The following is a 21,099-nucleotide window of genomic DNA, read 5'->3' as shown; positions in this document are numbered from 1 at the left end:
CGGCGTGAACCACCGGCTTACGCCCGCGGCTTCTCCCGCATCTCGTACGTCGCGATGACGTCGTCCACCTTGATGTCGTTGAAGTTTCCGAGGTTGATACCGCCCTCGAAGCCTTCGCGGATCTCGGTGACGTCGTCCTTGAAGCGACGCAGGCCCTCGATGGTGAGGTTCTCCGCGACGACCTTGCCGTCGCGGATGAGACGGGCCTTGGTGTTGCGCTTGACCTCGCCGGACCGGATGAGGACACCCGCGATGTTGCCCAGCTTGGACGACTTGAAGACCTCGCGGATCTCCGCCGTACCGAGCTCGACCTCTTCGTACTCCGGCTTGAGCATGCCCTTGAGGGCCGCCTCGATCTCCTCGATCGCCTGGTAGATGACCGAGTAGTAGCGGACGTCCACGCCCTCGCGCTCCGCCATCTGCTGCGCACGGCCGGCTGCCCGGACGTTGAAGCCGATGACGATGGCGTCGGAGCCCATCGCGAGGTCGATGTCGGACTCCGTGACCGCACCGACGCCGCGGTGCAGGACGCGGATGTCGACCTCTTCGCCGACGTCCAGCTGGAGCAGGGAGGACTCCAGGGCCTCGACGGAACCAGAAGCGTCGCCCTTGATGATCAGGTTCAGCTGCTGGACCTCGCCGGCCTTGAGCACCTTGTCCAGGTCCTCCAGCGAGACGCGGCGCGTGCGCTTGGCGAACGCGGCGTTGCGCTCACGGGCGGCGCGCTTCTCGGCGATCTGACGGGCCGTACGGTCCTCGTCGACGACGATGAAGTTGTCGCCCGCACCCGGGACGTTGGTGAGACCCAGGACCTGCACCGGCGTCGACGGGCCGGCCTCGGCCACGTTGTTGCCGTTGTCGTCGAGCATCGCCCGGACTCGGCCGTACGCGTCGCCGACCACCATCGTGTCGCCGACCCGCAGCGTGCCTCGCTGGACGAGGACCGTCGCCACGGCACCACGGCCGCGGTCGAGGCGGGACTCGATCGAGATGCCCTGCGCGTCCTGCTTCGGGTTGGCCCGCAGGTCGAGCGAGGCGTCGGCGGTCAGGATGACCGCTTCCAGCAGCGAGTCGATGTGCAGACCCTGCTTGGCGGAGATGTCGACGAACATCGTGTCGCCGCCGTACTCCTCGGCCACCAGGCCGTACTCGGTCAGCTGACCGCGCACCTTGGTCGGGTCCGCGCCCTCGACGTCGATCTTGTTGACCGCGACGACGATCGGGACGTCGGCCGCCTTGGCGTGGTTGAGCGCCTCGACCGTCTGCGGCATGACGCCGTCGTTGGCCGCGACGACCAGGATCGCGATGTCGGTCGACTTGGCACCACGGGCACGCATGGCGGTGAACGCCTCGTGACCCGGGGTGTCGATGAAGGTGATCGCGCGATCCTCTTCGTTGACCTCGGTCGTGACCTGGTAGGCACCGATGTGCTGGGTGATGCCGCCGGCCTCGCCCGCGATGACGTTCGTCTTGCGGATGGCGTCGAGGAGGCGGGTCTTACCGTGGTCGACGTGACCCATGACGGTGACGACCGGCGGGCGGACGACCAGGTCGTCCTCGTCGCCCTCGTCCTCGCCGAACTCCAGGTCGAAGGACTCGAGCAGCTCGCGGTCCTCCTCCTCCGGGCTGACGATCTGAACCGTGTAGTTCATCTCGTCGGCGAGGAGCTGGAGCGTCTCGTCGGAGACGGACTGGGTCGCGGTGACCATCTCGCCGAGGTTCATCATGACCGCGACGAGCGACGCCGGGTTGGCGTTGATCTTCTCCGCGAAGTCGGTGAGCGAAGCACCGCGCGACAGGCGAATGGACTCGCCGTTGCCGCGAGGCAGCATCACGCCGCCGACCGACGGGGCCTGCATGGCCTCGTACTCCTGGCGCCTCTGCCGCTTCGACTTGCGGCCACGACGCGCGGGACCACCGGGACGACCGAAGGCGCCCTGCGTGCCACCACGGGCACCGGGACCACCGGGACGGCCACCGAAGCCGGGACGGCCACCGCCGCCCGCTCCCGCGGGACCGCCGGGACGACCGGCGAAACCGCCGCCACCGCCACCGGGACCACCGGGACGACCGGCGAAGCCGCCGCCGCCACCCGGACGACCGGCGAAGCCGCCGCCACCCGGACGACCGCCGCCGCCACCGGGACGACCGCCGCCACCGGGGCCGCGGCCACCGGGGCCACCACCGCCGGGACGGGGGCCGGCAGCGGGACGCTGCGGCATCATGCCGGGGTTCGGACGGGGGCCACCGGGGCCGCCGCCGGGACGGGGACCGCCGCCCTGCGGACGGGGCATGCCGCCCGGGGTCGGACGGGCGCCGCCCGGAGCCTGCGGACGCGGACCGCCACCGGCCGCACCCTGCGGATGGGGCGCCTGACCGGGAGCCTGCGGACGCGGACCCGGGGCACCGGGGCCACCGTGGCCGCCGGGTCGGGGCGCGCCGCCCGGACGGGGCGCCTGCGGGCGGCCCATGCCGGTGGAGCCACCGGAGGTGAAGGGGTTGTTACCCGGACCCGGACCCGAGGGACGGGCACCGCCGGGCTTGGGCGCACCGGCACCGCCACCGGGACGTGCGCCCGGACGCGGGGCCTGACCCTGCCCCTGGCCGGGGCCGGAGGGACGGCCACCGGGACGCGGCGCACCCTGGCCGGGACGTGCGCCCGGACGCGGGGACGGAGCGGCCGGAGCCGACGGGGGTGCCTGGAACTCGGGGACGCTCGGGGCCGGGGACACCGGAGCGGGCTTCGGCGTCGGCGGCTTGGGGCCGGGCGTGGGACGCGGACCCGGGGCCGGGGCCGCGGGCCTCTCCGCTGCGGGCGCGGCGGGCGGCTTCGGCGCGGCCGGACCCGGACGCGGGGCGGCCGGACGCGCGACCTGCGCGGGGGAGGGGGCCGCCGGACGTGCCGGGGCGGCCTTACGGGGGGCGGCGGGCTTGCCGCCTCCGCTGCCCTGCTGGAGGGCGTCAGTCAGTTTGCGTACAACGGGCGCCTCGATCGTCGAGGACGCCGAACGGACGAATTCACCGAGCTCTTGGAGCTTGGCCATGACGACCTTGCTCTCAACCCCGAACTCCTTGGCGAGTTCGTATACCCGGACCTTAGCCACTTCGCTCCTTTGAGGTCCGGGTTGCCTCCGGACCGTTGCTACTTCATGGGCGTACTCATCGCGTGCTCATCGAGTGCTCATCGCAATCTCGACCTACTTCCAACTCGCGGGGTACCAGGGCCGCACGGAGGGTCCGTGCGACGCGTCTTACGGTGTTGCCTGCTCAGCAACTGTTGTCTGCTCCACGTAATGGCGCAACGCCTTTGTGTCGAGCGGACCCGGGGCACGCAGCGCCCGCGGGAGAGCCCGACGGCGAACCGCCAGATCGAGACAGACCAGGGCGGGGTGTATGTACGCACCCCGGCCGGGCAGCGTACCGCGATGATCGGGGACACATTCGTCCTCGATCGCCACGACGCGCAGCAGCTCGGTCTTGGCCGTTCGCTGCCTGCACCCCACACAGGTGCGCTCAGGGCATGCGCGGGCACGCGTCCGGCCAGACACTGCTAAGTCTACCTCCCCGCACCGACCTCACCCCTTTGGGGCAAGAATCGAACGGTTGTTGTCGTGATCTAAGCGACCTGCGGCTTGGATCTATTCCCCGGCCGCCGAGAAATACCCGGACGACCCTGTTCGGACGTCTGGTCGAGTGGTTACGCCGACGGCTGCTCGGTGTCCGGGCGGATGTCGATCCGCCAGCCGGTGAGGCGGGCGGCGAGGCGGGCGTTCTGGCCCTCCTTGCCGATCGCCAGCGACAGTTGGTAGTCGGGCACCGTCACGCGCGCGGAGCGGGCCGCGAGGTCCACCACCTCGACCTTGGAGACCCTGGCCGGGGACAGCGCGTTCGCCACCATCTCCGCCGGGTCGTCCGACCAGTCGACGATGTCGATTTTCTCGCCGTTCAGCTCGCCCATGACATTGCGCACACGACCGCCCATGGGGCCGATGCAGGCGCCCTTGGCGTTCAGACCCGAACGGGTGGACCGGACGGCGATCTTCGTACGGTGGCCCGCCTCACGCGCGATGGCGGCGATCTCGACGGAGCCGTCGGCGATCTCCGGCACCTCGAGGGCGAAGAGCTTCTTGACCAGATTCGGATGCGTGCGCGACAGGGTGACGGACGGACCACGTACGCCCTTCGCCACTCGCACGACGTACGACCGCAGCCGCAGGCCGTGCGGGTACGTCTCGCCGGGGACCTGCTCCTGCACGGGCAGGATGGCCTCCAGCTTGCCGATGTCGACGAGCACGTTCTTCGGGTCGCGGCCCTGCTGGACCACACCGGTGACGATGTCGCCCTCGCGGCCGGCGTACTCGCCGAGCGTGGCGTCGTCCTCCGCGTCGCGCAGCCGCTGCAGGATCACCTGCTTGGCGGTAGTGGCGGCGATACGGCCGAAGCCGGACGGGGTGTCGTCGAACTCGCGCGGCTCCTGCCCCTCCTCCAGGTCCTCGGGGTCCTCCTTCGCCCACACGGTCACATGGCCGGTCTCCCGGTTGAGCTCCACGCGCGCGTGGCGGCGGCTTCCCTCGGTGCGGTGGTAGGCGATGAGGAGGGCCGCCTCGATCGCCTCGACGAGCAGGTCGAAGGAGATCTCCTTCTCCCGTACCAAGCCCCGCAGGGCACTCATGTCGATGTCCACGGCTACGCCTCCTCCTCTTCCTTCATGTCCTTCTTGTCCTTGCGGCTGAACTCGACCTGGACGCGCGCCTTGTCGATCTCGTCGAAGGCGAGCCTGCGGGTGGTGGCCTTGCGGCCCTTCACCCCGGGCACCTCGACGTCGACGCCGTCGTCGTCCACGGTCAGAATGCGGGCCACCAACTCACCTCCGCCGTCGCGCAGTTGGAACTTCACCAGCCGGTCCACGGCTCTGCGGTAGTGACGGTGCTCGGTGAGGGCGCGCTCGGCGCCCGGGGTGCCGACTTCCAGGGTGTACTCCGCCTGGCCCATCGCGTCCGTCTCGTCCAGCTTGGCGGAGAGCGCGCGGCTGACATCGGCGACCGTGTCCAGGTCCGCGCCCTCGTCGGAGTCGACGACCACGCGCAGCACTCGCTTGCGTCCGACCGCGTCCACCGCGATCTCTTCGAGGTCCAGGCCCTGGGAGCGTACGAGCGGTTCCAGCAGTTCTCGCAGCCTCTCGCTCTGGGTGGTGCTCATCCGGGTGACTCCTCGGCCGCGTGTGCTGTTGTGGGTAGGGCGTGTGTCAGGTCAAAGGGTATCCGCTCCACGGGGGTGTTGCCGTCCATGTCGGCTCCGGTCGGTGGGGACACGGCCCACGCGGCGGAGCCGCACATCGCTACGGCCCCGCGCCCCTATCGGGGCTGAGGCACGTTCACAGGTACCGTGATCACGCCGCTCTTTTGTTCGTACGAACCCCCTTAGGACGTCTGCCTTGTCGTTCACCGTGCCGTCGCGTACCCCGTCCGGGTTGCGCAGGAGGAGTCTGTTTGTCGGGGCCGCGGGTGTGGGCCTGGTCGTGGGGTGTTCGGCCGGGGGTGAGGGGTCGGACGCCGCCGAGGGCGGTGCTTCGGCCGAGGAGCGGGCGCGGGACCGGGCGGCTCGGGACAGCGCCGTGCTCAGGGAGCGGTACGACGCCGTGATCGACGCCCATCCGGATCTGGCCGCGCTGCTCGGTCCGTTGCGGGCCGAGGTCGTACGGCATGCCGAGGCGTTCGGGAGCGGGACGGGCACGGCGACCGCTTCGCCGTCCGGGTCCCCCTCCGCCTCGGCATCCCCTTCCGCCTCGGCCTCCCCCGCCGTCGTGCCGGCGGACCCGAAGGCCGCTCTCACCGAGTTGGCCGCCGCCGAGCGCGGGCTCGCCGACAAGCGGGTGAAGGCGCTGCTGGAGGTGCCGGGTGAGCTGGCGCGGCTGCTGGCGTCGGTGGCGGCTGCGGGGGCCGGGCACGCGTACTTGTTGACGGAGGGTGCGAAGTGAGCAGCGCGGAACTGAAGGCGGTACAGGCGGCGCTCGGGGCCGAGCACGCAGCCGTGTACGGGTACGGCGTCGTCGGCGGGAAGATCGGTGCGGCCCGGCGGAGCGAGGCGCGGGAGGCGTACGACGCGCACCGGGCCCGCCGGGACGCGCTCGCCCGGACCGTACGGGACCTGGGCGGCGAGCCCGCGGCGGCGGCTGCCGGCTACGCGCTGCCGTTCCCGGTGGCGGACACCGACTCCGCCGTACGGCTCGCCGTCGAGTTGGAGGAACGGGTGGCCGGGGTGTACTCCGACCTCGTAAGGGCAGCCAAGGGTGAGCGGCGCGGTGCGGCGGCCGAGGCGCTGCGGGAAGCGGCGGTGCGGGCGGTGCGCTGGCGGGGAGGAAGCGTAGCCTTCCCTGGTCTCGCCGAGCGGGCGGCGGCGGCCGGTGCCACCCCTTCGGCGGCACCGCACACCTGATCACGGCCTGGAAGGAACGACTCGCGCATGACTCGCAAGGCTTTCGAGGCGTCCGAGGCGTTCGAACCCCCGCAGCGACTGGTACGCGCGCTCGCCGAGGCCCGGCTGGTCGGGGGCGACGGGGTCGACGAGTGGCTGGAGCAGCTGCCCGACCTGGTCCAACAGGCCGTTGCTCTACGCGAGTTGACCGTCGAGCGGGTGCAGGCACCCGGCGGTCGCAGCAGTCTGGTGCTCCTTGTACGGCAGATCGACGGCACCCCCGCCGTACTGAAACTGGCGCCCGAGCGGGCGCGGCCGGAGAGCGAGCGGGCGGCGCTGGCGCACTGGGACGGGCGGGGTGCGGTGCAGTTGCTGAACCCCGGTGACAGTCATGGCGTACTGCTGCTGGAGCGGCTGCATCCCGATCTGTCCGTGCGGTCGTTGCCGGAGGCGAAGGCCCTGTTGGAGGCGACCGCGACCTTGCGGCGGCTGTGGGTCGAGCCGCCCGAGGCACATGTCTTCGAGACCGTGGCCGAGCGGACGGGACGGCAGGCGGAGGCCATGCGGGTCGGCGCCGAGAATCATGCCGAGGTTCGGGCCCTGGTCGACGCGGCGCTCGGCGCCCGTGAGGAGTTGCTGGGGGCCGCGTCCGAGGAGCGGTTGCTGCATGGGACGTTTCGGCAGAGCAAGGTGCTGGCGGGCGAGCGGCTGCCGTGGTTGGCCGTGGGGCCTGATCCGGTGGTCGGGGAGTGTGCGTTCGATCTGGCTCGGCTGGTCCGGGACCGGGTGGAGGATCTGATTGCCTCGCCGTCCGGGGCCGCGGTTACTCGGCGGCGGGTGAAGAGGCTTGCCGAGTCGTTGGACGTGGATCCGGAGCGGTTGCGGGGGTGGACGTTGTTCCGGGCTGTGGAGTCGGGGGTGCGGGCGCGGCGGGTTGGGCGGCCGAGGGATGCGGAGTTGTTGTTGGAGTTTGCGGGGTGGCTTTAGCTCAAGACCGGGAAGTTAAGGGGTGTTGTGGCTGGTCGGGTGGGTTGACATGAGAACGGAGCCCGGCGCGGACTGTGAGTGTCAAGGTCACGGTTCGTGGGGGCTCCGTTGTCTGTTCAGTGTGCCACCGCTGGGGCGGTTGGAGGCCGGTCGTGGGTGTGGTTGCCGGGTCATTTAGGGGCGTTGACGCGGTGGGTTCCGCCGTCGTTGGTGGACGAGGTGGTCCAGGCGGCGGGCTGTGTGGAGCGTCGGGTGCGGCTGCTGCCGGCCCGGGTGGTGGTGTATTTCGTGCTGGTCCTGGGCCTGTTCGGGGAGTGCGGGTATCGCCGGGTGTGGTCAGCGATGACGGCCGGGTGGCCGCGCGGGATGGTGGCTGATCCGTCGGCGGCGGCTCTGCGGCAGGCTCGTCAGCGGTTGGGGGTGAAGCCGCTGATGATGCTGTTCGACCGGCTGCGCGGGCCGGTCGGCACGGCCGCGACGCCGGGGGTGTTCTGGCGGGGGCTGCGGTTGGTGGCCTGGGACGGCACCTGCCTGGAGGTGGCCGACAGCCCGCAGAATGTGGCGTGCTTCCGGCGGCATGCGGCCCGCACCAGCCGTCCGGCCGGCTATCCCCAGCTGCGGCTGACCGCGCTGGTCGAGTGCGGCACCCGCGCGCTGATCGATGCGGTCTTCGGATCCCAGCAGTACACCGAGTTGCCGCAGGCCCGGTGCCTGCTGGCGTCGCTCAGGCCTGGGATGCTGCTGCTGGCCGACCGGGGCTATGACGGCTTCGAGGCCTTGCGGGACGCTGCCGCTACAGGAGCCGACCTGTTGTGGAGGGTGCAGTCCGGACGTCTGCTGCCGGTGATCCGCCCACTGCCCGATGGCACCCATCTCACCCTGGTCACCGACCGCCGCTCCGCTGACCGGCTGGCCAAGTGGCAGCAGCGCGGCCGCCGCACCGCGATGCCCGCGCTGACGGCTCTCACCCTGCGCGTGATCAGCTACCAGATCACCGTGACGCGCCCGGACGGCACATCCTGCGCCGGCACCGTGCGACTGGTCACCACGCTCCTGGACCCCAAGCGGTATCCGGCCGCGGAACTGGCCGCCCTCTACCACCAGCGCTGGGAGATCGAGACCGCCTTCTACGGGCTGAAAGTCACCCTGCGCGGAGCAGACCGCGTCCTGCGCTCACGCACCCCGGCCGGGGTCGAGCAGGAACTCTTTGCGCTGTTAGCGCTCTACCAGGCCAGCCGCCGGGCCATCTCCGAAGCTGCCACCAGCGCTCACCTCGACCCCGATCGGCTGTCCCTGACGATCGCCCTGCACACGATCCGGCTCACCGTGATCAACGCCAGAACATCGGATCCGGCCAACCTCGTCGCAGCTCTGGTCCACACCCGCAACCTCGCACCCGCCAGACGTCGTTCCCGCACCAGCCCGCGCCGCGTCAAGCGCACCCTGTCGCCCTACGCCTACAACAAGATCAAAGACAGCGTCGGGCACAAGACACCCGTGATCACCACCATCACCCTGACCAGCCACCCGACCACGACCGAACCGCCTTAACTTCCCGGTCTTGCCCTTTAGACGACTGGACGACTCGAACGGCTCAGACGACTCAGAACACTCAGACGGCTCGGGCGGCCGTCAGGCGCGCGATCGCCTCGTCGACCGTCAGCTCCTCGCGCTCGCCCGTCCGACGGTCCTTCAGTTCCAGGACGCCCTCGGCGGAACGGCGGCCCGCCACCAGGATCTTGGGGACGCCGATCAGCTCGGAGTCGGTGAACTTCACGCCCGGGGAGACCCCGGCCCGGTCGTCGACCAGGACGCGCAGGCCCGCCTCGCGCAGCTTCTCGGAGACGTCGAGGGCCAGTTCGATCTGGAGGGCCTTGCCGGCGGCGACGACGTGGACGTCGGCCGGGGCGACCTCCTCGGGCCAGCACAGGCCCTTGTCGTCGGCGGTCTGCTCGGCGAGGGCCGCGACCGCGCGGGAGACGCCGATGCCGTACGAGCCCATGGTGACGCGGACCGGCTTGCCGTTCTGGCCGAGGACGTCGAGCTTGAGGGCGTCGGCGTACTTGCGGCCGAGCTGGAAGATGTGGCCGATCTCGATGGCGCGGTCCAGCTTGAGGCCGGTGCCGCAGTTCGGGCACGGGTCGCCTTCCTGGACGACCACGGCGTCGACGTACTCGCCGACCTCGAAGTCACGGCCCGCGACGACGTTCTTCGCGTGCATGCCGTCCTTGTTGGCGCCGGTGATCCACGCGGTGCCGGGGGCCACGCGCGGGTCGGCGATGTACTTGATCTTCTCCCCCAGGCCCTGCGGGCCGACGTAACCGCGGACCAGCTCGGGACGGGCCGCGAAGTCGTCCTCGGTGACCATCTCGACGACCGCCGGGGAGAAGTGCGCCTCGACCTTGCCCATGTCGACCTCGCGGTCACCGGGGACACCGACGGCGACGATCTCGCCGTCGACCTTCACGAGGAGGTTCTTCAGGGTGGCGGAGGCCGGGACGCCGAGATGGGCGGCGAGGGTCTCGATGGTGGGGGTGTCGGGGGTCGGGATCTCTTCGAGCGCGGGCACGCCGTCGGCGTCCACCGGCTTCAACTCGTACGTGATCGCCTCGGTGTTGGCTGCGAAGTCGCAAGTGGGGCAGTCGGCGAAGGTGTCCTCGCCGGCGCCGGCCGGGGCCAGGAACTCCTCCGACTTCGAGCCGCCCATGGCGCCCGCGGTGGCGGCGCAGATGCGGTAGTCGAGGCCCAGGCGCGCGAACACCTTCTGGTACGCCTGACGGTGCAGGGCGTACGACTGGGCGAGGCCCTCGTCCTCCAGGTCGAAGGAGTACGAGTCCTTCATCAGGAACTCACGGCCGCGCAGGATGCCGGCGCGGGGGCGGGCCTCGTCACGGAACTTCGTCTGGATCTGGTAGAGGATGACCGGCAGATCCTTGTACGAGGACGCCTGGTCCTTCACGATCAGCGTGAAGATCTCCTCGTGGGTCGGGCCGAGGAGGTAGTCGCCGCCCTTGCGGTCCTTCAGCCGGAACAGCTCCGGGCCGTACTCGTCCCAGCGGCCGGTCGCCTCGTACGGCTCCTTCGGCAGCAGGGCGGGGAGCAGCACCTCCTGGGCGCCGATCGCGTCCATCTCCTCGCGGACGATCCGCTCCACGTTGGCGAGGACCTTCTTGCCGAGCGGCAGCCACGTCCATACTCCGGCCGCGGTGCGGCGGACGTAACCGGCGCGGACGAGCAGCTTGTGGCTGAGGACCTCGGCGTCCGCCGGGTCGTCGCGCAGCGTCTTCGCCATCAACTGGGACATGCGCTGGACCGGTGCGTTGGCCATGGTTCTCGTACTCCTGCTGATGGGGGTCCCCCCGCTCAGCGATGCCGAGAGTGGGGGAGGGTGATGGCAGGAGGTTAGCCGGGCGGTGCGGGAGCGTGGAAATCCGTCGGGGGGCGGGTGCGCGGTTACGGCCGCCGCTTGCGGCGCAGCGGCAGGTGGGCGCCCATGACCGCGTACGGCTTGGGGGCGCTGGGGAACAGCACCTGGCGGGCCAGGTCCTGGTAGCCGAGGGAACGGTAGAGGGCGCGGGCCGGGCTCTCGATGTCGATCGCCGAGAGGATCGAGCGGGGTTCGGTCGCGCTGTCGGTGATCGTGGTGATCAGTGAGCGGCCGACGCCTCGGTTCTGGTGGGCCGGGTGGACGTGGAGTTCGGTGATGACGAACGAGTCGTCCAGCCAGCCCTCGTGGCCCTGGGCGCGGAGATAGGGTTCGACCACCGTGGACCACCAGTGGGCGCGGTCGTTGGGCATGCCGTAGACGAACCCGACGAGGCGGCCTCCGGCCGTGGCGCCGAGTGCGCGGGCGCCCCGCTGGGTCATGTGGCGGAGGACGATCTGTCGGCGTACGGCCACCTCGTCGGGGCCCAGACCGAAGGCGACGGCTTGGACGGCCAGGGCCTCGTCCACGTGGGCGGAGAGATCCAGGGGGCCGATGGCGAGGTCCATGCCGGGAGCGTACAGGGGGGTCGCTGTGTGGTGTCGGGCGCGGGTTGTACGTCAGAAGAGGACGCTCATGAACGCGCCTATCTCCTGGAAGCCCACCCTTCTGTACGTGCGCCTCGCCGCCGTGTTGAAGTCGTTCACGTACAGGCTCGCCACCGGGGCCACATCGGCCAGGGCGTAGCGGAGCACCGCCGCCATGCCGGGGGCCGCGAGGCCCTGGCCTCGGTACTCGGGGGCCACCCAGACGCCCTGGATCTGGCAGGCATGGGGCGTTGCCGCGCCGATCTCGGCCTTGAAGACGACTCGGCCGCGGTCGTCGAGGCGGGCGAAGGAGCGGCCGGAGCCGACCAGTTCGGCCACTCGGGCCTGGTAGAGGAGGCCGCCGTCGCCGGCCAGCGGGGAGACGCCCACCTCCTCCGTGAACATCGCCACGCACGCCGGCATGATCGTTTCCATCTCGTCCTTGCGGATGCGTCGGACGTACGGATCCGGGGTGACCTCGGCGGGGTCGGGCAGCCGGTCGGTGACCATCAGCGGCTGGTGCGGGCGGACCTCGCGGGCCGGGCCCCAGCTGGGTTCGAGGAGGCGCCAGAGCTGGGCGGTGGATTCGGCGGGGCCGACGAGCGAGGAGCAGCGGCGGCCGGCTCGGCGGGCGCGGTCGGCGAAGCGCGGACGGCTCGCGGGGTGGCGCAGATGGGGACAAGGTTGGCGCCGGCGTAGCAGAGGGAGGTGAGGGCGCCGCCTTCGTACCAGCCCCACATTTCGCCGCCGAGTCGCCAGGGGTCCAGACCGGCGACCTGGACGCGGGACGTCACGAAGGCGTTCGCGACGGGCTCGCGGTCCAGGACGGCGAGTGCGGCGTCCAGGTCACTCGGTTCGAGGACCCTGGTGGTCGTCTGGGTCAACACGTGCGGGGGCCTCACCCTGGGGTATGCGCTGGTTCCCGCACTGTACCTGGCGATTGTGTGGGATGCCGAGGGCGTCGTGCGGGGCTGGGTTTTTCGCCCTCGCCGCCCCCTACCCGTCCCTCCCCCGCCAGGGACTGCGCCCCTTCGACCCCCGCCCACCGGCTCGGGAGGTGAGGATGTGTTGCGGGTGCGGGTGGGTGGGGGCTGGTCGCGCAGTTCCCCGCGCCCCTCAGCCCGCTACCGCCACCGTCGGTTCGCCCGACGTGACGCCGGCCTCCTCCATCTCGGCGGCGATCTTCATCGCCTCCTCGATCAGGGTCTCGACGATCTTGGATTCGGGGACGGTCTTGATGACCTCGCCCTTGACGAAGATCTGGCCCTTGCCGTTGCCGGAGGCCACGCCGAGGTCGGCCTCGCGGGCCTCGCCGGGGCCGTTGACGACGCAGCCCATGACGGCGACCCGGAGGGGGACCTCCATGCCGGTGAGGCCGGCGGTGACTTCCTCGGCGAGCTTGTAGACGTCGACCTGGGCCCGGCCGCAGGAGGGGCAGGAGACGATTTCGAGGCCGCGCTGGCGGAGGTTGAGGGACTCCAGGATCTGGGTGCCCACCTTGACCTCTTCGACAGGGGGCGCGCTCAGCGAGACGCGGATCGTGTCGCCGATGCCCTCGGAGAGGAGCGCGCCGAAAGCCACCGCCGACTTGATCGTGCCCTGGAACGCCGGGCCCGCCTCGGTGACGCCGAGGTGGAGGGGGTAGTCGCACTGGGCGGCGAGCTGGCGGTAGGCGTTGACCATCACCACGGGGTCGTTGTGCTTGACCGAGATCTTGATGTCCCGGAAGCCGTGCTCCTCGAAGAGGGACGCCTCCCAGAGGGCGGACTCGACCAGGGCCTCGGGGGTGGCCTTGCCGTACTTCCGCAGCAGCCGCCTGTCGAGCGAGCCGGCGTTGACGCCGATCCGGATCGGGGTCCCGTGGTCCTTCGCGGCCCGCGCGATCTCCTTGACCTTGTCGTCGAACTGCTTGATGTTGCCGGGGTTGACGCGGACGGCCGCGCAGCCCGCCTCGATGGCGGCGAAGACGTACTTCGGCTGGAAGTGGATGTCGGCGATGACCGGGATCTGCGACTTCTTGGCGATGATGGCGAGGGCGTCGGCGTCGTCCTGGGTGGGGCAGGCGACGCGGACGATCTGGCAGCCGGAGGCGGTCAGCTCGGCGATCTGCTGGAGCGTGGCGCCGATGTCCGATGTACGCGTGGTCGTCATGGACTGGACCGAGACCGGTGCGTCCCCACCGACCGCCACGGACCCGACCTGGATCTGCCGGCTCTTCCGGCGCTCGGCGAGCTTGGTCGGAACGGACGGCATGCCGAGAGAAATCGCAGTCATCTGCTGTGCAACCCCAAGTCGTGGATCAGGATCGGGTCCCGGAAAACAGGCGGGCTCCAGGCTCCGAGATTACGGCACGGTCGTACGCCCCAGCACATCACCGGCCGTAAACCCACCCGTAAGGGAAGCGGTCCCTCCGGACAAGGAAGCGGCCGGGCACCTCAGGGTGCCCGGCCGTCATGAACGCCGTATGACTACGAGATGCGCACCGGGTTCACGAGGTCCGCGATCAGCACCAGGAGTGTGAAGCAGACGAAGATCCCGGCCACCACGTACGCGATGGGCATCAGCTTCGCCACGTCGAACGGGCCGGGGTCGGGACGGCGCAGCACCTTGGCCGTGTTGCGGCGCAGCGACTCCCACAGGGCGCCCGCGATGTGTCCGCCGTCGAGCGGGAGGAGCGGGAGCATGTTGAACAGGAACAGGGAGAGGTTGAAGCCGGCGAGCAGGATGAGGAAGTTGACCAGCTGCTGGGTGGCGGGGATGTCCATGGTGAAGATCTCGCCGCCGACGCGGGCCGCGCCGACCACGCCCATGGGTGAGTCCGCCTCGCGTTCGCCGTCGCCGAAGGTGGCGTCCCACAGGGCGGGGATCTTGCCGGGCAGGGAGAGCAGGGACTCGACGCCGTTCTCCATCATGTCGCCCATGCGGTCCACGGACTCGCCGAAGGAGAGCGGGACGACGGCGCCGGCGGGGGTGAAGCCGAACCAGCCGGCGTAGTCGTACTTGCCCTCGACGTAGCCGCCCTCGCCGTCGGTCCTGCTGACCTGGTTCCTGACGAGGGTGGCGGTGAGGTCGAGCTTCTCGTCCCCGCGTTCGACGGTGACGGTGACTTCCTTGCCGGGGTTGGCGCGGATGTCGGACTGGAGGGAGGACCAGTCGTCGACGGGGGTGCCGTTGAACGCGACGATCTTGTCGCCGGGCTTCAGACCCGCGGCCTTGGCGGGGGCGGTCTTGTCGCCGGCCTCGCACTTGGAGCGGTTCTCGCTGGCCTCGATGACGCAGTCCGAGACCTTGCTGACCGTGGTGGTCTGCGTCTGGGCGCCGAAGGTCATCATCACGCCGAGGAAGATCGCGACGGCGAGGACCAGGTTCATGAAGGGGCCCGCGAACATCACGATGACGCGCTTCCAGGGCTTGCGCGTGTAGAAGAGGCGGGTCTCGTCGCCCGGCTGGTGCTCCTCGAAGGAGGCGGCGCGGGCGTCTTCTATCATCCCGCGGAACGGGGAGGTGGAGCGGGCTTCGATACGGCCGTCCGGGCCGGGCGGGATCATGCCGATCATGCGGATGAAGCCGCCGAGCGGGATCGCCTTGACGCCGTACTCGGTCTCGCCCTTCTTCCGCGACCAGAGCGTCGGGCCGAAGCCGACCATGTACTGGGGCACGCGGATGCCGAAGAGCTTGGCGGTCGACAGATGGCCCAGTTCGTGCCATGCGATCGAGAACGCCAGGCCGATCACGAAGACCACTATGCCGAGGATGAACATCAGGGTCGTCATGCACGGGCCTCCGCGGTCGTCCGCTCGGTGGGTTTGCCTGATGAGGTGGTCAGCTCACGGGCTCGGGCGCGCGCCCAGGTCTCCGCTTCGAGGACGTCCGCCACGGTGAGGGAAGTTCCCGTTCCGGGTGTGCCGTGCTCCTCGACGACCCGCGTCACGGTCTCCGTGATCGCGTCGAACCGGAGGCCGCCGTGCAGGAAGGCGTCCACGCACTCCTCGTTGGCCGCGTTGAACACCGCCGGGGCGGTGCCGCCGAGTTGTCCCACATGCCGGGCGAGTCCGACCGACGGGAACGCCTCGTTGTCGAGGGGGAAGAACTCCCAGGTGGACGCCTTGGTCCAGTCGAAGGCGGGTGCCGCGTCGGGGACGCGCTGCGGCCAGCCGAGGCCGATGGCGATGGGCCCGCGCATGTCCGGGGGCGTCGCCTGCGCCAGTGTCGATCCGTCCGTGAACTCAACCATCGAGTGGACATACGACTGCGGGTGCACGACCACCTCAATGCGGTCGAAGGGAATGTCGTAGAGGAGGTGCGCCTCGATGACTTCCAGGCCCTTGTTGACGAGGGTCGCGGAGTTGATCGTGATCACCGGCCCCATGGCCCAGGTGGGGTGCGCGAGCGCGTCGGCCGGTGTGACGTCCGCCAGCTGCGCCTTCGTACGGCCCCGGAACGGACCCCCGGAGGCGGTCACGACCAGTTTGCGCACATCGGCGCGGGTACCGGAGGCGAGGGCCTGGAAGAGGGCGGCGTGCTCGGAGTCGACCGGGATGATCTGGCCCGGCTTGGCCACCGCCTTCACCAGCAGGCCGCCGACGATGAGCGACTCCTTGTTGGCGAGCGCGAGGGTGCGGCCCGCCTCCAGGGCGGCGAGGGTGGGGGCGAGGCCGATGGAGCCGGTGATGCCGTTCAGAACGGTGTGACACTCCGAGGAATCGGCCGCCGCCAGCTCGGTGGCCGCGTCGGGCCCCGCGAGGATCTCGGGAAGCGGCTCCCCTGCACCGTACGCGGTGGTCAGGGCCTCCCGCAGCGCCGGTACGACGTCCTCCCGGGCGACGGCGACGGTCCGCACCCGCAGGCGGTGCGCCTGCTCGGCCAGCAGCTCCACCCTCCCTCCGGCGGCGGAGAGCCCGGTGACGCGGAAGCGGTCCGGGTTGCGCAGGACGAGATCGATGGCCTGGGTGCCGATCGAGCCGGTCGATCCGAGGATCACCACGTCCCGTATCCCGTCGACGGGGTCGAAGACGAGATGCGGATCGGCGAGAGGGGCTGGACTGTCGCTCATCCCCCCATTGTTGCCGCATCCGGTGTCCGGCAGGACCGCGCGTCCCCCCGTTGACCCGCTTCGTGCCGTGTGTGGTCGACGAGGGCATTTCTCCGTTTGTGAAGCACGAGTGAAGGGTGAGGTGGTATGACTTCTCCCCTGAAGATCCGATGATCGGATCAACCGATCGCCACTGATCGACGGCGATCGTGAACGAGGACCCTGGGGGGATCTCCATGCACCAGCGCATACGCGCCGCCCTGCCCGCGCTCGCCGGAGCCGTGGCCCTGACCGGCACCCTGCTCAGCTCTCCCGCCGAGGCCGCCGGCGGCGTGATCATCTACCGCGTGTACTTCGACAGCCCCGGCAAGGACACGAGGACGAACGCGAGCCTCAACGGTGAGTGGGTGCAGCTCAAGAACACGGGCTCCAAGGCGGTCTCGCTGAAGGGGTGGGTGCTGAAGGACCCCGAGAACCACAAGTACACGTTCCTGAACGTGAAGATCGCGGCAAAGCAGACCGTCAAGGTCCGCACCGGGTCGGGCAAGGACACGACCGCGACGAAGTACCAGAACCGCAAGGCGTACGTGTGGAACAACACCAGCGACACGGCGACGCTGCTGAAGGCGAACGGGTCCAAGGCCGACTCGTGCTCGTGGACGACGCGGGACGGCAGCGACAAGTACTGCTAGGGTGCGTTTTGAAAGTGCTGGTCACAGCCACTCGTTGATGGCTGCGACCAGCACGGTCGCCTCGTAGCGAACTGCCAACTTGTCGTATCTCGTGGCGACAGCGCGGTGCCGCTTGAGGCGATTGATTCCGCACTCGACCGCGTGGCGCTCCTTGTAGTCGGCCTTGTCGAACTTAGGTGGCCGGCCGCCGTGGGAGCCGCGGTTCTTGCGGTTGGCGATCTGGTCGCGCTTCTCCGGGATCGTGCAGCGGATACCGCGCTTGCGCAGGTAGGCACGGTTCGCGCGGGAGCCGTACGCCTTGTCGGCACGCACCTTGTCCGGCCGGGTGCGCGGGCGGCCCGACCCGAGCCGGGGCACCCGGATGCGGCCCAAGACCACCTGGAACTGCGGGGAATCACCGCGCTGTCCTGCCGTGATGACCAGCGACATCGGTTTCTGGGCCTGCTCGACCGCCAGGTGGAGCTTGGTTGTCAGCCCGCCCCGGGAGCGTCCGAGCCCGTGGTCGTCGGGCTCGATGAACACACCGCCTGGCGGCTCGATCTGCAGATCCCCTTTTTGCGGGCGCCGGCCGCATGCTGGTGGGCGCGGGCGATGGTCGAGTCCACCGAGACGTCCCAGGTGATCAGTCCCTCGGCGTCGGCCTGGGCCTGCAGCTGTTCGAAGATGCGGTGCCAGGTGCCGTCCCGCTGCCAGCGGCGGAACAGGCCGTAGACCGTCTCCCACGGGCCATAGCGCTCGGGCACGTCCCGCCAGGGAGCACCGGCGCGGGTGCGCCACCGTATGCCGTCTATCAGTTGCCGCTTGGTGTGCACCGGTGGCCGTCCAGGCTTCTTGCCGACCGGGAGCAGGGGCTCCAGCTTCGCCCACTGTGTATTCGTCAGATCATGCCGCCCCACGAAGTGGGATCTTGACACATCAAGATCCACATATGAAACGCACCCTAAAGGGTGTTGCAGAAGGTTCTCCTCGGGCAGGTCGAAGTGGTGCTTGACCTGGTGTTTCACCCGGCGAGGGCGAGGTTGTGCATGGTGGCGACGGCCTGGACGGCGTGGTGAAGGCCGTCGCCTTTCTGACGGCAGTCGCGGAGGATCTTCCAGTTCTTCATGCGGGCGAAGGTGTGCTCGACGCGGGCCCTGACGCGTCGGTGTTCGGCGTTGTCCTCCTGCTGCCCGCGCAGCAGGGGGCGTCCGGCTCTTCTGCGGTGCGGGACGATGAGGCCGGTGCCGAGGTAGGCGCCGTCCGCGAGCACCGTGGTTCCGGTCGCCACGGCCGGCAGGTCGGACTCCCGCCAGACGTGAGCGTCGGCCTTGTTGCCCGGGGCCGGCCGGGCCGAGGCGATGACCAGGCGGGTGTCGGCATCAATGATGACCTGCACGTTCGCCGAGAACCGGTAGTTGCGGCTCGAGGCACCCACGCTGCGGTCGCGGACCGGGATCAGGGTGCCGTCCACGATCCACAGCCGGTCCGCCTCGGCGACCGGCCGTGGGGCGGGCTCCAGCGCGAGCAGCGGTCGCAGGCGCTGGATGACCCGGCAGACAGTCGCCGGGGAGATGCCGAAGAGCGGGGCGAGCTGCCGCATGGTGAGGTTGGTGCGGTAGTAGACGGCCACCAGCAGGACCCGGTCCGCCAGCGGCAGGCACCACGGACGGCCTCCACCGGGCCCGTCACCGCCCTGCTCCCGCACCACCTTCACCAGCTTCACGAACCGATCCATCCGCAAGCCCGTGAACGTCTCCACCCACACCGACTCAGCCCGCAACACCCCACCCATACAGGCAAAATGCCCTGAACCGAGCCTTCTGCAACACCCTTTAGGTGCTCCGCGGGTGAGTCAGGCCCCGCGCCCCTTTCGGGGCGCGGGTGTCGCTCAGCGGATCGGGCGGTGGACGTTCTCCTTCTCGCTTTCGCCCGGGGTCGTGTCCGCGATCCACGGGCCCCCGCCCGACGGGTCGATCACGCCCTCCTCCAGCCATTCGTAGGCGCCGCCCAGCACGCCCTTGACCACCTTGCGGTCGATGGTGTCGGTGTTGCTCCACAGGCGGGTGAAGAGTTCCTCCACACGGAGGCGGGACTGGCGGCAGAAGGTGTCGGCGAGCTGGTAGGCCTCGCGGCCGTGATCGGTGGTGGTGCGCAGGAGTTCTGCGCGTACGACGGCCGCGCTCATCGCGAAGAGCTCGGCGCCGATGTCGACGACGCGGCCCAGGAAGCCCTGCTTGGTCTCCATCCGGCCCTGCCAGCGGGACATGGCGTAGAAGGTGGAGCGGGCCAGCTTGCGGGCCGAGCGTTCGACGTAACGCAGGTGGCCGGACAGGTCCGGGTGTCCCGCCGGGTGGAAGTCGCCGTACGCGCGCGGGAGCTGGCCGGTGCCCGCGACGAGTTTCGGCAGCCACTTGGCGTAGAAGACACCCGCGTTCGCGCCCGCCTTGGCCTTGTCGGAGAGGGACTTCTCCGGGTCGATGAGATCGCCGGCCACGGAGAGGTGGGCGTCCACGGCCTCACGGGCGATCAGCAGGTGCATGATCTCCGTGGAGCCCTCGAAGATGCGGTTGATGCGCAGGTCGCGCAGTACCTGCTCGGCGGGGACGGCCCGTTCGCCGCGCGCCCGTAGCGAGTCGGCGGTCTCGAAGCCCCGGCCGCCGCGGATCTGGACGAGTTCGTCGGCGATGCGCCAGCCCATCTCGGAGGCGAAGAGCTTGGCGAGGGCGCCCTCGATGCGGATGTCGTTGCGGTCCTCGTCGGCCATCTGCGAGGACAGGTCCAGTACGGCCTCCAGGGCGAAGGTGGTGGCCGCGATGAAGGAGATCTTGGCACCGACCGCCTCGTGGTGGGCGATCGGTTTGCCCCACTGTTCGCGGGCGGTCGACCACTCGCGGGCGATCTTCAGACACCACTTGCCGGCGGCCACACAGGACGCGGGCAGCGAGAGGCGGCCGGTGTTGAGGGTGGTGAGGGCGATCTTCAGACCGGCGCCCTCGGGGCCGATGCGGTTGGCGGCGGGGACCCGGACCTGGTGGAAGCGGGTGACGCCGTTCTCGATGCCGCGCAGGCCCATGAAGGCGTTGCGGTTCTCGACGGTGACGCCGGGCGAGTTCGTCTCGACGACGAAGGCGGTGATGCCGCCCTTGTGGCCCTCGCTCTTCGGGACGCGGGCCATGACGACGAGGAGGTCGGCGACGACGCCGTTGGTGGTCCACAGCTTCACGCCGTCGAGGACGTAGTCGTCGCCGTCGGGCACCGCGCTCGTGGCGAGGCGGGCCGGGTCGGAGCCGACGTCGGGCTCGGTGAGGAGGAAGGCGCTGATGTCGCTGCGGGCACAGCGCGGCAGGAACTTCTCCTTCTGCTCGGGGGTGCCGAACAGCTTCAGCGGCTGGGGTACGCCGATCGACTGATGCGCGGAGAGCAGCACACCGATCGCCGGGCTGGCCGAGCCGACCAGGGCCAGCGCCTTGTTGTAGTACACCTGCGTGAGGCCGAGACCGCCGTACTTGGGGTCGATCTTCATGCCGAGGGCGCCGAGTTCCTTGAGCCCCTTGATCACCTCGTCGGGGATCCGGGCCTCGCGCTCGATCAGGGCGCCGTCGACCTTGGTCTCGCAGAACTCGCGGAGCTTGGTCAGGAACTGCTCGCCGCGCCGTACGGCCTCGTCGGTGGGGAGCGGGTGGGGGTGGATGAGGTCGAGGCGGAACCGGCCGAGGAACAGTTCCTTGGCGAAGCTGGGCTTGCGCCAGTCCTGCTCCCGGGCGGCCTCCGCCACCTGGCGGGCCTCACGTTCGGTGACAACGGGCTTCTTGAGGGGTGGTGCGGACATGAGGCTCACCTCGCCGCGAATCGGGATCTTGGGCCCATCGGTTACCGATGGGTGCTACTCGATCGTTGGTACCCGATTCGTGATGCCCCCGCCACCCCTCGCGCTCGCACACTTCGCCATGCGAGTGAGCCGGAAGACAGAGGGCCACCCTCGGG

18 protein-coding genes and 1 pseudogene are annotated in these 21,099 nt (G+C 70.1%); 5 read left to right on the top strand and 14 right to left on the bottom strand.

Annotated features, from left to right (window positions below; translation table 11 throughout):
* Positions 1 to 17: 17 nt before the first annotated feature.
* The 4 genes from infB to rimP all read right to left on the bottom strand — a co-directional run bounded on the left by infB (position 18) and on the right by rimP (position 5,199).
* Positions 18 to 3,104, bottom strand: a complete 3,087-nt coding sequence (gene infB / locus STRIP9103_RS46275; RefSeq protein ID WP_009308449.1) for a translation initiation factor IF-2 — start codon at positions 3,102 to 3,104, stop codon at positions 18 to 20.
* A gap of 147 nt (positions 3,105 to 3,251) precedes the next feature.
* Positions 3,252 to 3,548 (bottom strand): YlxR family protein, encoded by a 297-nt coding sequence (locus STRIP9103_RS46270; protein ID WP_086019251.1) that lies wholly within the window; start codon positions 3,546 to 3,548, stop codon positions 3,252 to 3,254.
* Positions 3,549 to 3,697: 149 nt separating this feature from the next.
* Positions 3,698 to 4,684, bottom strand: a complete 987-nt coding sequence (nusA, locus tag STRIP9103_RS11620) for a transcription termination factor NusA (protein ID WP_009308441.1) — start codon at positions 4,682 to 4,684, stop codon at positions 3,698 to 3,700.
* Between the two features lie 2 nt (positions 4,685 to 4,686).
* Positions 4,687 to 5,199, bottom strand: a complete 513-nt coding sequence (gene rimP, locus STRIP9103_RS11615) for a ribosome maturation factor RimP (RefSeq protein WP_009308450.1) — start codon at positions 5,197 to 5,199, stop codon at positions 4,687 to 4,689.
* 235 nt (positions 5,200 to 5,434) lie between these two features.
* Between rimP and STRIP9103_RS11610 the strand changes: the two genes are divergently transcribed.
* From STRIP9103_RS11610 to STRIP9103_RS11595, 4 genes are all read left to right on the top strand, one after another.
* Positions 5,435 to 5,977, top strand: coding sequence for a hypothetical protein (locus tag STRIP9103_RS11610; protein WP_234022181.1), 543 nt, complete (start codon positions 5,435 to 5,437; stop codon positions 5,975 to 5,977).
* Positions 5,974 to 6,435 carry a ferritin-like domain-containing protein gene (locus STRIP9103_RS11605; RefSeq protein ID WP_009308437.1) on the top strand — a complete coding sequence of 154 codons (462 nt, stop codon included), beginning with the start codon at positions 5,974 to 5,976 and terminating at the stop codon, positions 6,433 to 6,435. The genes STRIP9103_RS11610 and STRIP9103_RS11605 overlap by 4 nt, the downstream gene beginning before the upstream one ends.
* 27 nt (positions 6,436 to 6,462) lie before the next feature.
* A complete protein-coding gene (locus tag STRIP9103_RS11600; RefSeq protein WP_009308453.1) occupies positions 6,463 to 7,401 on the top strand; it encodes an aminoglycoside phosphotransferase family protein in 939 nt (312 codons plus the stop codon).
* A gap of 78 nt (positions 7,402 to 7,479) precedes the next feature.
* Entirely contained in the window at positions 7,480 to 8,952 is a 1,473-nt protein-coding gene (locus STRIP9103_RS11595; RefSeq protein ID WP_009308445.1) for an IS4 family transposase, read from the top strand.
* Positions 8,953 to 9,013: 61 nt separating this feature from the next.
* Here the strand turns inward: STRIP9103_RS11595 and STRIP9103_RS11590 are convergent, their stop codons facing one another.
* The 7 genes and pseudogenes from STRIP9103_RS11590 to dxr form a co-directional block, all read right to left on the bottom strand.
* On the bottom strand, positions 9,014 to 10,729 hold the full coding sequence (locus STRIP9103_RS11590) for a proline--tRNA ligase (RefSeq protein ID WP_009308456.1): 1,716 nt from the start codon (positions 10,727 to 10,729) through the stop codon (positions 9,014 to 9,016).
* 125 nt (positions 10,730 to 10,854) lie between these two features.
* Complete coding sequence (locus tag STRIP9103_RS11585; RefSeq protein WP_009308452.1) at positions 10,855 to 11,394, bottom strand: GNAT family N-acetyltransferase; 540 nt, start codon at positions 11,392 to 11,394, stop codon at positions 10,855 to 10,857.
* 51 nt (positions 11,395 to 11,445) lie between these two features.
* Positions 11,446 to 11,817, bottom strand: coding sequence for a GNAT family N-acetyltransferase (locus tag STRIP9103_RS51425; RefSeq protein ID WP_234022182.1), 372 nt, complete (start codon positions 11,815 to 11,817; stop codon positions 11,446 to 11,448).
* An 81-nt stretch (positions 11,818 to 11,898) separates the two neighbouring features.
* Positions 11,899 to 12,152 (bottom strand): annotated as a pseudogene (locus STRIP9103_RS51420) (DUF4081 domain-containing protein); the annotation flags it as partial.
* A 376-nt stretch (positions 12,153 to 12,528) separates the two neighbouring features.
* Positions 12,529 to 13,686, bottom strand: a complete 1,158-nt coding sequence (gene ispG, locus STRIP9103_RS11575; protein ID WP_009308448.1) for a flavodoxin-dependent (E)-4-hydroxy-3-methylbut-2-enyl-diphosphate synthase — start codon at positions 13,684 to 13,686, stop codon at positions 12,529 to 12,531.
* 194 nt (positions 13,687 to 13,880) lie between these two features.
* Positions 13,881 to 15,185, bottom strand: a complete 1,305-nt coding sequence (locus STRIP9103_RS11570; RefSeq protein WP_009308436.1) for a M50 family metallopeptidase — start codon at positions 15,183 to 15,185, stop codon at positions 13,881 to 13,883.
* On the bottom strand, positions 15,182 to 16,465 hold the full coding sequence (gene dxr, locus STRIP9103_RS11565) for a 1-deoxy-D-xylulose-5-phosphate reductoisomerase (protein ID WP_009308457.1): 1,284 nt from the start codon (positions 16,463 to 16,465) through the stop codon (positions 15,182 to 15,184). Before dxr ends, STRIP9103_RS11570 begins: the two co-directional genes overlap by 4 nt.
* Before the next feature lie 215 nt (positions 16,466 to 16,680).
* On the opposite strand from dxr, the gene STRIP9103_RS11560 reads away from it, so the two are divergent.
* The gene (locus STRIP9103_RS11560; protein ID WP_048820107.1) at positions 16,681 to 17,136 is read left to right on the top strand and encodes a lamin tail domain-containing protein; all 456 of its coding nucleotides are present in this window, start codon (positions 16,681 to 16,683) and stop codon (positions 17,134 to 17,136) included.
* A gap of 21 nt (positions 17,137 to 17,157) precedes the next feature.
* Here the strand turns inward: STRIP9103_RS11560 and STRIP9103_RS46265 are convergent.
* From STRIP9103_RS46265 to STRIP9103_RS11540, 3 genes are all read right to left on the bottom strand, one after another.
* A protein-coding gene (locus STRIP9103_RS46265) for an IS5 family transposase (protein ID WP_374005668.1) occupies positions 17,158 to 18,032 on the bottom strand; the annotation gives its coding sequence in 2 pieces (ribosomal slippage) (positions 17,158 to 17,640 and positions 17,643 to 18,032; 873 coding nt in all).
* Positions 18,033 to 18,136: 104 nt separating this feature from the next.
* The gene (locus STRIP9103_RS11545) at positions 18,137 to 18,907 is read right to left on the bottom strand and encodes an IS5/IS1182 family transposase (RefSeq protein ID WP_048820106.1); all 771 of its coding nucleotides are present in this window, start codon (positions 18,905 to 18,907) and stop codon (positions 18,137 to 18,139) included.
* A 96-nt stretch (positions 18,908 to 19,003) separates the two neighbouring features.
* Entirely contained in the window at positions 19,004 to 20,944 is a 1,941-nt protein-coding gene (locus STRIP9103_RS11540; RefSeq protein ID WP_009308440.1) for an acyl-CoA dehydrogenase family protein, read from the bottom strand.
* Positions 20,945 to 21,099 lie beyond the last annotated feature (155 nt).

It is taken from the genome of Streptomyces ipomoeae 91-03, from assembly GCF_000317595.1.
GTDB classification, from domain to species: domain Bacteria; phylum Actinomycetota; class Actinomycetes; order Streptomycetales; family Streptomycetaceae; genus Streptomyces; species Streptomyces ipomoeae.
Note: the sequence above shows the minus strand (reverse complement) of the source record. Positions and strands in the feature narration are given on the sequence as shown.